Source organism: Methylobacterium crusticola, from assembly GCF_003574465.1.
Taxonomy (GTDB): domain Bacteria; phylum Pseudomonadota; class Alphaproteobacteria; order Rhizobiales; family Beijerinckiaceae; genus Methylobacterium; species Methylobacterium crusticola.
This window is the reverse complement of the sequence record NZ_QOWC01000242.1, coordinates 1-11,553: the sequence shown is the minus strand read 5'-3', so window position 1 is coordinate 11,553 and position 11,553 is coordinate 1. Positions and strand designations below refer to the sequence as shown.

Sequence of the window (11,553 nt, the reverse complement as noted above, 5' to 3'; positions counted from 1 at the left end):
CCTCGGCGAGACCCACAACCTCGTCACCGACATCGTCAACCTGCCGGGCGACGCGCTCGCGGGCCAGGCCGGGCCGGCGGTGTCCCAGGTCGGCGCGGATCTCGGCCAGGTCGGGACGGCGGCGGGCGGCGTCGTCGCCTCGCTCGGCGGCACGGCGGCGGGCCTCCTCGCGCCCGAGGGCGGCTCCTCCCTCGGCGGCGCGCTCGCGCCGGTCGCGGGCCTCCTCGACGGGGCCGGCGGCGCGGGCGACCTGCACCTGCTCGGCGGCAGCGCGCCCCTCCAGCCGGTGGCCAACGTCGTCAACCCGGTGGTGGACGGCCTCGCCGCCACGCTCGGGCAGGCGAGCCACGGCGTGCCGGTGCTGGGCGCCGTCGTGCCGGCGGCGACGGATGTCGTCGCGACGGCCGGTCCGGGCGCCCTCGGCGAGACCCACAACCTCGTCACCGACGCGGTGAACCTGCCGGGCGACGTGCTCGCGGGCCAGGCCGCGCCGGCGGTGTCCCAGGTCGCGGCGGATCTCGGGCACGTCGCGCAGGCGGCGGGCGGGATCGTCGCCGCCGCGGCGGGCGATGCGGGCCCGGGGCCCCTGGCGCCGGTCGCGGGGGTCGTCGAGGCCGTCGCCGGCGGCGCGCAGGGCGCCCTCGCGGGGGCGGTTCCGGGGGGCGGCGCGCATCCCCTCGGCGACTTCGCCCAGGGGGTGCTCGACGGCTTGTCCGGGTCGGGCGCCGCCGGCGGTCACCCGCTGGTGGAGGCCACGGCGGGCCCGCCCACGGCGGCACCGCTCGCCAACGTGCACGTCCTCGCGCCCGAGGCCGAGCCGGTCCACGCCGTGCAGGTCGACGCGGTGGGCGTCGGCGCGAGCCAGCCCTCCCTGGCAATCCTGCACGTCCTCGGCGGCGACAGCATCGAGATCCCGCCCCTCTCCGGAGGCGGGGCGGATTCCCTCGTCGGCTCGCTGCACGACGTGGCGCCCGCCGCGCTCCCGGCCCAGGCGGGCGCCGACGCCGCGCCCGGCCTGCACATCGACCTCGGCGCCGCGGCCCTCGACCTCGGCGGCCACGTCGAGGCGCAGGCCCACGACCCGAGCCACCACGCGGCGTCCCCGACGCTGCACCTCCTGGGCCTCTGACCCCTCCCGCGCCCCCGCCCCGCCCGGGGCGGGGGCGCCCCTCCCCCTCGCTCCCCTGCGCCCCCTCTTCCCCCTCCCGCCCGAGGACGCCCCCCGGTGAGCGACGATTCCGTGATCCACCGCGCGCGGAGCCGCGAGACCTGGGCCGCCGCCGGCGCCGCCAAGGCCCCGCTGGCCGCGACGGTCGCCATCAGCAGCGCCGTCAACCTCCTGATGCTGACCGCGCCCCTGTTCATGCTCCAGGTCTACGACCGGGTGCTGCCGAGCCGGAGCGTCGCGACGCTCGTCGGCCTCGCCGGGGTCGCGCTGATCCTGTTCCTGATCCAGGCCGTGCTCGAGGTGTTCCGCGCCCGCATCCTGTCGCGCTTCGCCCGCCTCACCGCGGAGCGCCTCGGGGAGCGCCTGTTCCGCCAGACCCTGCACCGGGGCATCGACTCGGCCGGCGCCGAGGACGGGCAGCAGGCCCTGCGCGACCTCGACACGGTGCGGGGCTTCCTCGGCAGCCCGGCCTTCACGGCCTTCTTCGACCTGCCGTGGGTGCCCCTCTACGTCGCCGTGTGCGTGCTGTTCCACCCCTGGATCGGCGCCGCCGTCGCGGTCGGGGCGGTCGGGCTCGGCCTGCTCACGCTCCTGACCGACTGGGCCTCCGCCGGGCCGGCCCGGGCGGCCGCGGAGGCCGCGGCCGAGCGCCGCTCCCTCGCCGGGATGGTGCAGCGCACCGCGCCCCTCGTCACGGCGCTCGGCATGCGCGCGCGCCTCGCCGCCGCGTGGGCGGAGCGGGACCGGCGCCACCTCGACGTGGCCGAGACCGCCACCGACCGGGCCATCGGCTTCGGCAGCACCTCGCGGCTCCTGCGCACCGTGCTGCAATCCGGCATCCTGGCGCTCGGCGCCCTCCTGGTGGTGCGCGACGAGGCCACGGCCGGCGTGATGCTGGCCGCCACCATCCTGTCGGCCCGGGCCCTGGCGCCGGTGGACACCGCCATCGCCAACTGGAAGTCGGTCGCCGCGGCCCGGCAGGCCTGGACCCGGCTCGTCGCCTTCCTGCCCGCCCGCGAGCCGGCGCTGCCGACGCCCCTGCCGGCCCCCCGCGAGAGCCTGCGCGTGACGGCGCTCTCGGTCGCCGCGCCCGGCACCCACACGCTGGTGCTGCACGACGTCAACGTCGCCCTGAAGGCCGGCAGCGCGCTCGGGGTGATCGGCCCGAGCGGCTCGGGCAAGTCGACGCTCGCGCGCGCCCTCGTGGGCCTCGCGGCGCCGAGCCGCGGCGTCATCCGGCTCGACGGCGCCGCCCTCGACCAGTGGGAGCCCGACGCCCTCGGCCAGGCGCTCGGCTACCTGCCGCAGGATGCCGGCCTGTTCGAGGGCACGATCGCGCAGAACATCACCCGGTTCGATCCCGACCCCGACCCCGAGGCGCTGCTGCGGGCGGCCCGGTCCGCCGGCGTCCACGAGATCGTGCTGCGGCTGCCTTGCGGCTACGACACCCGGATCGGCAGCGGCGGCACCGGCCTCTCGGGGGGCCAGACGCAGCGGGTGGCCCTCGCCCGCGCCCTCTACGGCGACCCGTTCCTGGTCGTGCTCGACGAGCCGAACGCCAACCTCGACACCGAGGGCGAGCGGGCCCTGACGGCGGCGATCCAGGCGGTGCGCGCGCGCGGCGGCATCGCGGTGGTGATCGCCCACCGGCCGAGCGCCCTGACGGCGGTCGACCGCATCCTCGTCCTCAACGAGGGACGGGTGCAGATGCACGGCCCCCGGGACGAGGTGCTGGCCGAGCTCGGCCAGGTCGCCCGCACGGCCGCCGCGCGTCCCCCGGACCCGCCCGCGGCGGCCGCCCAGGCCGGCACGAGGGCCGCATGAGCCGCGCGCCCCGCCCCGAGCCCGGCCGCGCCACGCGCCGCTCGCTCACCCGCCACCTCGCCGGCGTCGCGCTCGTCTTCGGGATGACCGGCGTCGCGGCGGCCTGGACCGCCGAGACCCGCCTCGCCGGGGCCGTCATCGCGACGGGCTCCCTCGTGGTCGAGAGCAACATCAAGAAGGTCCAGCACCCGACCGGCGGCGTCGTGGCGGACCTGCGGGCGCAGGAGGGCGCGAGCGTCAAGGCCGGCGACCTCCTGATCCGCCTCGACGCCACCACCGCGCAGGCGAACCTCGACAGCGTCACGAAGAGCCTCTGGGAGCTCGCGGCCCGCGGCGCGCGCCTGGAGGCGGAGCGCGACGGGCGCGACGACGTCGCGTTCCCGCCCGAGCTCGCGCGGGGCGGGCCCGCCGTGGCCCGGATCACCGAGGGGGAGGGCAAGCTGTTCCGGTTCCGCCGCGACGCGCTCCTGGGCCAGAAGTCCCAGCTGCGCGAGCGCGTGCGCCAGCTCCAGGACGAGATCACCGGGCTCGTGGAGCAGGCCTCGGCCAAGCAGCAGGAGGTCGGGATCATCGAGCGGGAGTACGGCGGGGTGATGGACCTCTGGCGCAAGAACCTGATCCAGATGACCCGGGTCACCAGCCTGGAGCGGGAGATGGCGCGCCTGCGCGGCGAGCGCGGCGCCCTGGTGGCGAGCACGGCCCAGACCCGCGGCAAGATCGCCGAGACCGAATTGCAGATCATCCAGATCGAGCAGAACCTGCGCAGCGAGGTCGCCAAGGAGCTCGCCGAGATCCGGGCGAAGTCCGCGACCCTGGTCGAGCAGCAGGTGACGGCCCTCGACCAGATCCGCCGCATCGACATCCGGGCGCCTCAGGCCGGGACCGTGCACGAGCTCGCCGTGCACACCCGCGGCGGCGTGATCGCGCCCGGCGAGCCGATCATGCTGATCGTGCCGAGCGCCGATTCCCTGGTGGTCGAGGTGCGGGTGTCGCCCCAGGACATCGACCAGGTCGGCCTCGGCCAGGGGGCGTCCCTGCGCTTCCCGAACTTCGACCGGCGCACCACGCCCGAGCTCGCCGGCACCGTGTCGCGCATCGCCGCCGACGTCACGGAGGACAAGCGCACGGGCATCGCCTTCTACCTCGTGCGCCTGAGCGTCGCGAAGGAGGACCTGGCGCGGCTCAAGGGCGCGCGGCTCATGCCCGGCATGCCCGTCGAGGCCTTCATCCGCACCGCCGACCGCACCGTGCTCGCCTACCTGTCGAAGCCCCTCCTCGACCAGGCGCGGCGGGCGTTCCGGGAGAAGTGAGGGCAGCGCCCGGCCCGGGCGCGGGCGGCGCCGGTCGCAGAATCGGACGCCGCCATCACGGCGCCTGCCGGCTGACGGCGCCGATCTCCTCGAGGAACGCCCGGGCGAGGCGCGAGAGCGGCCGGGCCTCAGACCAGAGCATGCAGGCGACGGCCGGGGTCGCGGGCAGGAACGGCCGGGTGACGAGGGCGGCGTGGCCGCCCTGGCGGGGCGAGTCGGGATCGACGACCGCCGCGCCGACCCCGGCCGCCGCCAGCACGCAGGCCGTGCCGCTGACGGCCGGCTGCGACACCGCCAGTTCCCGGGCGGCGGCCACCGTCGTCCGGTGCCGCACCACGGCGCGCAGGATCTCGAGCTGGCGCAGGTTCCTATCATCCGCACTCATAGATCGGGGCCAAACTTCACAGGCCGGTCGATTGAGCTTGGCGCGTCTCCGTGCAACAAGCGGATACCGGGGTTGCTCAGCAATACATGTGCTCACGACAGCGGCATTTGCATCGTTCGGAGGCAGCATGAGTCGTGTTCTTCGCGTGGCGGCGGCGCAGATGGGGCCCACCCAGAAGGCCGACCCGCGCGCCCACACCCTCGGCCGGATGATCCGCCTGCTCGAGGACGCGGCGGAGCGGGGCGCGACCCTGGTGGTGTTCCCGGAGCTCGCCTTCACGACCTTCTTCCCGCGCTGGCTCCTGGAGGGCGAGGCGCTCGAGGGCCACTTCGAGCGCGCGATGCCGAACCCGGCGGTGCAGCCCCTCTTCGACCGCGCCCGCGCCCTCGGGGTCGGGTTCTACGTCGGCTACGCCGAGCTCGCCCCCGAGGGGCGCCGCTTCAACAGCGCGCTCCTCGTCGAGCCGGACGGATCGATCCTCGGGCGCTACCGGAAGGTTCACCTGCCGGGCTCCGTCGAGCCGCGGCCCGGCGCCCGCTACCAGCAACTGGAGAAGCGCTACTTCTCCTACGGCGACACCGGCTTCCCGGCCTTCCGGGCCGGGCCGGGCTTCGCCGGCGCCATCATGGGCATGATGATCTGCAACGACCGCCGCTGGCCCGAGGCCTGGCGCGTGCTCGGCCTCCAGGGCGTCGAGCTCGTCTGCGTCGGCTACAACTCGGCCGCCTACGACCCGAACGGCGGCGACGGCGAGGACGCGGCGCTGCGCACCTTCCACTCGCAGCTCGTGGCCCAGGCCAACGCCTACATGAACGCCACCTGGGCGGTCGCCGTGGCGAAGGCCGGCGACGAGGACGGGTCGGGGCTGATCGGCGGCTCCTGCATCGTCGACCCGAACGGGCGGATCGTCGCCGAGGCGCGGACGCTCGGGGACGAGCTCCTGGTCGCCGACCTCGACCTCGACCTCTGCCGGCAGGGCAAGGCCAAGATGTTCAACTTCGCCGACCACCGGCAGCCCGGGCAGTACGGGCCGATCACCGAGCGGGCCGGCGTGATCGAGCCGGCGCCCGCGGACCCGGCCTGAGCCCGGCCCGCGCCACGTCCCCCCGGGGTGAAGGAGAAGCCATGACCCGCGCGTCCCGCGCCGTCGCGCTCGCGGCCGTCACGGCCCTCGTGGTCGTCGCGGCCCTCACGGCCGTCGCGGCGCCCGGCGCCGCGCGCGCCGCCGCGCTGCCGGAGGCGATCCGCCAGCGCGGCACCCTGCGGCTCGCCGTCAACGCCACCTACGCGCCGATGGAGTACCGCGACCCGGCGACGGACACGCTCAAGGGCCTCGACATCGATCTGGCCACCGAGATGGCGCGGCGCCTCGGCGTGACGGTCACCTGGGCCGAGGTGCCCTTCGCCGAGCTGATCCTGTCGCTGCAATCCGGGCGGGCCGACTTCGTCATCAGCGGCATCTCGGACCGGGCCTCGCGGCGGGAGACCGCCGACTTCATCGACTACCTGACCACCGGCGCCCAGTTCTTCACCCTCGCCGACAGCCCGGCCCGCACCGAGGCCGACCTGTGCGGCCGCCGGCTGGGCACCACCCGCAGCACCTCCTTCCCGGTGGAGATCGAGCGCTGGAGCGCCCAGGCCTGCGCGGCGGCCGGCCGGCCCGCCGCCGTCGTCGTGCCGGGCGAGAACAGCATCGACGTGCGCAACCAGCTCAGGCAGGGCCGGATCGACGCCGCCGTGCAGGGCAGCGAGACCCTGCCCTACGCCATGGAGAGCGAGCCCGGCCGCTACCGCATCCTCGGGGCGCCCTTCACCCGCGGCTACCAGGGCATCATGGTGCGCAAGGACGCCCCCGGGCTGCGCGACCTCCTCGCCGAGACGCTGCGCGGCATGATCGCGGACGGCGCCTACGGGGTGATCCTGGCCCGCTACGGTCTGTCCGCCAACGCGGTCCCCGAGCCGCTCCTGAACGCAGGCCCGCAATGAGCAGCGCGCGCGCCCTCGCGGAGGGCTATGCCCTCGCGGAGGGCTATCCCGATCTCTCGGGGCTGCCGGTCGCCCGCCGCCTGCACTGGGGGCGCTGGCTCGCGGCCGGGGGCATCCTCGCCGGCCTGGCGGCGATCGGGCGCGCCTTCGCGGAGGGGCAGATCGAGTGGGCCTATGTCGGCCGCTTCCTGACGGTGCCGGTGATCCTCCACGGCATCGTCAACACGATGGTGATGGCGGTCCTCGCCATGGGCCTCGGGATCGTGCTCGGGGTCGTCGTGGCGGTCATGCGGCTGTCGCCGAACCCGGTGCTGCGGGCGGTGGCGTCGGGCTACACCTGGCTGTTTCGCGGCACGCCGCTGATCCTGCAGCTCCTGCTGTGGTTCAACCTCGCGCTGGTCTTCCCGGTGATCGGCATCCCCGGCCTGTGGTCGGCCCGCGCGGTCGACGTCATGACGCCGTTCCTCGCCGCGCTCCTCGGTCTCGGCATCAACCAGGGCGCCTACACCTCCGAGGTGATGCGGGCCGGGATGCTCTCGGTCGATGCCGGGCAGTTCGAGGCCGCCCAGGCCATCGGCATGGGCCGGCTGCGGAGCCTGCGCCGGATCATCCTGCCGCAGGCGATGCGGGTGGTGCTGCCGCCCCTCGGCAACGAGTTCATCGGCATGGTGAAGGCGACCTCGCTCGCCAGCGTGATCCAGTACCCGGAGGTGCTCCACGCGGCGGAAAACATCTACTACGCCAACTCGCGGGTGATCGAGCTCCTGATCGTGGCGGGCCTCTGGTACCTGCTCGTGGTCTCGATCCTGACGCCGCTGCAGATGCTGCTCGAGCGCCGCTTCGCCCGCGGCAGCGCGGGGGCCGGGCGATGACGCGCCCCCTCGTGGCGATCCGCGGGCTCGCCAAGACGTTCGGCACGTTCCGGGCCCTCGACGACGTCTCGCTGGACGTGCGCCCCGGCGAGGTGATGTGCCTGATCGGCGCCTCGGGGTCCGGCAAGACGACGCTCCTGCGCTGCGTGAACCAGCTCACCCGGGCCGATCGCGGCGGGATCTGGCTCGACGGCGAGTTGCTCGGCCTGCGCCAGGAGGGCGGGCGGCTGCACCGCCTGAGCGAGGGCGAGATCGCCCGCCAGCGCCTGAAGACCGGCATGGTGTTCCAGCGCTTCAACCTGTTCCCGCACAAGACGGCCCTGGAGAACGTCACCGAGGGGCCGGTCCAGGTCCAGGGCCGCGCACCCGCGGAGGCGCGGGCGGAGGCGCTGGCGCTCCTCGCCCGGGTCGGCCTCGCCGCCAAGGCCGACAGCTACCCCTCGCAGCTCTCCGGCGGCCAGCAGCAGCGGGTGGCGATCGCCCGGGCGCTCGCCATGCGGCCGATGCTGATGCTGTTCGACGAGCCGACGAGCGCGCTCGACCCGGAGCTCGTGGGCGAGGTCCTGGCGGTGATGAAGGAGCTCGCGCGCAGCGGCATGACCATGATGGTGGTGACGCACGAGCTCGGCTTCGCCCGGGAGGTGGCCGACACGGTGGTGTACATGGATCACGGCACCGTGGTCGAGGCGGGCGCGCCCGGCCAGGTCCTCGGGCTGCCGCGCGAGGCGCGCACGCGCTCCTTCCTGTCCGCGGTGATCGGCTAGGATGGCCCGGCGGCGGGCGATCCCAACGACCGGACCGGCGCGGATGCCGGCCCGGCATGCTCCTGGCCTGGCGGGCCGCGGGCCCGCACCGGGCCGCGGGCCCGCACCGGGCCGCGGGCCCGCACCGGGCCGCGGGCCCGCAAACGGAGGTGATGGTGAAGCGTCTGATCGCGACCGCCCTGGTCTGCCTGCCGGCGCTCGCCGCCGCCCAGGCCCTGCCGCCCGAGATCGCCGCGAGCGGCACGCTCAAGGTGGCGATCGTGCCGAACTACCCGCCGATGGAGTTCAAGGACCCGGCGACGGGCCGGCTCACCGGCTTCGACGTCGATCTCGGCGAGGCGCTCGCCCGCAAGCTCGGGATCGCGCTCGCCTGGCAGGAGACGAGCTTCGACCAGATGATGCCCGCCCTGGCGACGGGGCGGGTCGACGCGATCCTGTCGGGCATGACCGACCTCCCGACACGCCACGACACCGCGGGCTTCGTGGACTACCTCCGCAGCGGGCCGCAATTCTTCGTCCGCAAGGCACGGGAGGCCGAGTTCAAGGACATGGCGTCCCTGTGCGGCAGGAGCGTCGGGGCGAGCCGGCGCACCTCCTTCCCGCGGGAGATCGCCGCCTGGAGCGACGCCCATTGCGGGGGCAACCCGATCAAGTTCGTGGGCACCGAGGGCTCCGCCGACGCCCGCACGCAGCTCAGGCAGGGCCGGATCGACGCCGCCGTGCAGGGCAACGAGACGCTGCCCTACGTGATGGGGCTCGAGCCCGGCGCCTACGTGGCGGTCGGCACGCCCATCGCCCTCCAGTTCACCGGGGTGGCGCTCCCCGCCAAGGCGACCGGCCTGCAGCAGGCGGTGGCGGGCGCCCTCGACGCGCTCATCGCCGACGGCACCTACAGGGCGCTGCTGGCGAAGTGGCAGCTCGGCGACAATGCCGTCGACAAGGCGACGCTGAACGCCGGGAAGTGACCCGCGGGCTTGGCGCGGCGCGCAAGGCCCCTCCACCCGCTCCTCCCGCACGAGGCCCCTCATGCATGACCGCGACGCCCTCGCGCGCATCCCGCTCGTCCCCTCGAACACCGCCCCGCCGGCCCCCGCGTACCCCTGGCCGGCGCCCTACGGCGCGGCGATGTTCCTCTCCTTCGACGTCGACGCGGAGAGCGCCTGGACCAGCAAGGACGCGGGCCACGCCGAGCGCCTCGTCACCATGAGCTACGGCGGCTACGAGGCGCGCGTCGGCACGCCCAGGCTCCTCGCGCTCCTCGACCAGCTCGACCTCAAGGCGACCTTCTTCATCACGGGCTGGGCCGTGGACGCCCATCCGGCGATGGCGGAGGCGATTCTGCGCGCCGGCCACGAGATCGGCCATCACGGCTACCACCACCTCCTGCCGGATCCGGGCGACCCGTGGATCGAGGAGGAGCTGGAGCGCGGGTTCGAGACCCTGGCGCGCCGCCTCGGCGTGGTGCCGGTCGGGTACCGGGCGCCGTACGGCGAGTTCACCGAGGGCCTGCGGGCCGCGCTCGCGCGCCGCGGCATCCTCTACACCTCGTCGTTCCGCGACGACGTGCGGCCCTACCGCCACCGCCTCGGCGACGGCGCGCCGGGCCCGATCGAGCTGCCGGTGACGGCGAGCTACGACGACTGGATGCACGGGCTCTCGGCCCGGTTCAGCCCGCGCCCGATCTTTCCCCGGGAGCACGTGCTGTCGCTCTGGAAGGACGAGCTCGACGAGGTGCGCGACTGGGGCGCGATGGTCACGACGGTGCTGCACCCGCAATGCAGCGGGCGGCCGATGCGGCTGCGGCTCCTGCGGGAGTTCCTGACCTACGCCCGCTCCTGCCCCGACCTGTGGATCGCAACCGGGGCGGAGATCGCCGGGAACTTCCGCCACCACGAGGCCGCCGGGACCCCGGCGTGAGGCTCGCCGGCCGGGGCGCCACCACCGTCATGGAGCCGTTCCGCTACGGCGTCCCGGAGATGGTCGCCGCCGCCGAGGCGATGGGCCTGCGCTGCCCTTGCGGCGCACTGCATCGCCAGCACGGACGACGATCTCGGGGCTGATGGCGGCGCCGGGCGCGACGGTGCTGAACTGCCCGCGGGTCTTCGCCCACGGACATACGCAGCCCGTTTCTAGCTTCGAGCAGGCATCGGGGACACATCCATCCACATCGCCGCCAAGTCATGGCCGTCCGGATCGGCGAGATCGCGGGTGTACATGAAGCCGTGGTCTTCGACCGGATTGATGTCCACGGTGCCGCCATGCGCGGCGGCAGCCTGGCTCATCGCATCGACAGCCTCGCGGCTGTCGCAGGACAAAGCCAGCATGACCTCGCTCGACGTGCTCGGCGGGATGGGACGGGTCGTGAAGCTGCGCCACTTGTCATGGGTCAGCAGCATGAAACTGATCGCCTCGCTCCATACCATGCAGGCTGCCGTCTCGTCTGTGAAGCGCGGGTTGTTCCTGAAGCCGAGAGCTTCGTAGAAAGCCACCGATACCTTCAGGTCAGTGACGGGCAGGCTGATAAAAATTGATTTGCCCATTGGGACCCCCATCGTTCAATTACGACGGCCTGATATCAAGCCACCCACGGATTCAACACATGCACGCCGGCATGGCGGTATTTCGACGTGTCGCGCGACCCGACGGTCAAGCCATGATGCGCTGCCGTCGCGGCGATGATCAGATCCGGCTGAGAGAAGGTGTGCCCGGCTTTACGGCCGATCTCGGCCATGCTGCGCGAACATCGGCCTGAGGGTGTGAGCCAGCCAGTCGGTCAGATCGGCGCGGCGCTGGGCACCCTCGCGGCGCTCGATACCGGAGCGGATCTTCGCGAAGGTGGGTACCGCCTCTCCGCCCCTCGGGGAGGGGAGACCACCAACCCTTCCGACAGGACCGGTTCACGGAGAGTCGCACCCGCGTTTCATGTGCCATCCATGTGCCACGGGGGATTTTACAACGGATTGGAACCGCTCCCGGATCATCGCTAAGCGTTTAATAATTCTTGGTATTGGAGGGAACGCGTGGAAACGGTTCGCAAGCCATGAAAAAACCCGTCAGGCTCAGCCTGACGGGTTTTTTCATTCGGGAATTTTGGTTGCGGGGACAGGATTTGAACCTGTGACCTTCAGGTTATGAGCCTGACGAGCTACCGGGCTGCTCCACCCCGCGCCGGGTGCCGCCCGTTGCGGGCGGCACGAGGAACGCTGTCGACGCGCGTGACGAGGGAAGGGCTGGGCTTGGCAGG

The 11,553-nt window shown here is 73.7% G+C and carries 12 protein-coding genes, 1 tRNA gene and 1 pseudogene; 10 read left to right on the top strand and 4 right to left on the bottom strand.

Translation table 11 applies throughout. The features are described 5' to 3' along the window. The 3 genes and pseudogenes from DT057_RS35755 to DT057_RS31755 form a co-directional block, all read left to right on the top strand. Positions 1–1,129, top strand: a pseudogene (locus tag DT057_RS35755) (hypothetical protein); the annotation flags it as partial. Between the two features lie 96 nt (positions 1,130–1,225). Then, entirely contained in the window at positions 1,226–2,992 is a 1,767-nt protein-coding gene (locus DT057_RS31760) for a type I secretion system permease/ATPase (RefSeq protein ID WP_128566037.1), read from the top strand. Next, complete coding sequence (locus DT057_RS31755; RefSeq protein WP_128566036.1) at positions 2,989–4,302, top strand: HlyD family type I secretion periplasmic adaptor subunit; 1,314 nt, start codon at positions 2,989–2,991, stop codon at positions 4,300–4,302. Before DT057_RS31760 ends, DT057_RS31755 begins: the two co-directional genes overlap by 4 nt. A gap of 55 nt (positions 4,303–4,357) precedes the next feature. On the opposite strand, the gene DT057_RS37595 is transcribed toward DT057_RS31755, so the two are convergent. Further along, positions 4,358–4,687, bottom strand: a complete 330-nt coding sequence (locus tag DT057_RS37595) for a LysR family transcriptional regulator (protein ID WP_162501567.1) — start codon at positions 4,685–4,687, stop codon at positions 4,358–4,360. A 127-nt stretch (positions 4,688–4,814) separates the two neighbouring features. Here DT057_RS37595 and DT057_RS31745 point away from each other — a divergent pair, with 127 nt between their 5' ends. The 7 genes from DT057_RS31745 (at position 4,815) to DT057_RS35750 (ending at position 10,369) form a co-directional block, all read left to right on the top strand. Then, positions 4,815–5,771, top strand: coding sequence for an N-carbamoyl-D-amino-acid hydrolase (locus tag DT057_RS31745; protein WP_128566034.1), 957 nt, complete (start codon positions 4,815–4,817; stop codon positions 5,769–5,771). A 41-nt stretch (positions 5,772–5,812) separates the two neighbouring features. Further along, on the top strand, positions 5,813–6,673 hold the full coding sequence (locus tag DT057_RS31740) for an ABC transporter substrate-binding protein (RefSeq protein ID WP_128566033.1): 861 nt from the start codon (positions 5,813–5,815) through the stop codon (positions 6,671–6,673). Further along, a complete protein-coding gene (locus DT057_RS31735; RefSeq protein WP_128566032.1) occupies positions 6,670–7,545 on the top strand; it encodes an amino acid ABC transporter permease in 876 nt (291 codons plus the stop codon). Before DT057_RS31740 ends, DT057_RS31735 begins: the two co-directional genes overlap by 4 nt. After that, positions 7,542–8,309, top strand: a complete 768-nt coding sequence (locus DT057_RS31730) for an amino acid ABC transporter ATP-binding protein (protein WP_128566031.1) — start codon at positions 7,542–7,544, stop codon at positions 8,307–8,309. Before DT057_RS31735 ends, DT057_RS31730 begins: the two co-directional genes overlap by 4 nt. 152 nt (positions 8,310–8,461) lie before the next feature. Next, on the top strand, positions 8,462–9,274 hold the full coding sequence (locus DT057_RS31725; RefSeq protein ID WP_128566030.1) for an ABC transporter substrate-binding protein: 813 nt from the start codon (positions 8,462–8,464) through the stop codon (positions 9,272–9,274). Positions 9,275–9,335: 61 nt separating this feature from the next. Continuing rightward, positions 9,336–10,226 carry a polysaccharide deacetylase family protein gene (locus DT057_RS31720; RefSeq protein ID WP_128566029.1) on the top strand — a complete coding sequence of 297 codons (891 nt, stop codon included), beginning with the start codon at positions 9,336–9,338 and terminating at the stop codon, positions 10,224–10,226. After that, positions 10,223–10,369, top strand: coding sequence for a hypothetical protein (locus tag DT057_RS35750; protein WP_162501566.1), 147 nt, complete (start codon positions 10,223–10,225; stop codon positions 10,367–10,369). The genes DT057_RS31720 and DT057_RS35750 overlap by 4 nt, the downstream gene beginning before the upstream one ends. A 69-nt stretch (positions 10,370–10,438) precedes the next feature. On the opposite strand, the gene DT057_RS31715 is transcribed toward DT057_RS35750, so the two are convergent. From DT057_RS31715 to DT057_RS31705, 3 genes are all read right to left on the bottom strand, one after another. Then, positions 10,439–10,849, bottom strand: coding sequence for a VOC family protein (locus DT057_RS31715; protein WP_128566028.1), 411 nt, complete (start codon positions 10,847–10,849; stop codon positions 10,439–10,441). 35 nt (positions 10,850–10,884) lie between these two features. Beyond that, entirely contained in the window at positions 10,885–11,040 is a 156-nt protein-coding gene (locus DT057_RS31710; protein WP_128566027.1) for a PIN domain-containing protein, read from the bottom strand. A 360-nt stretch (positions 11,041–11,400) separates the two neighbouring features. Beyond that, positions 11,401–11,477: transfer RNA gene (locus DT057_RS31705), tRNA-Met, on the bottom strand. Positions 11,478–11,553: the final 76 nt, after the last annotated feature.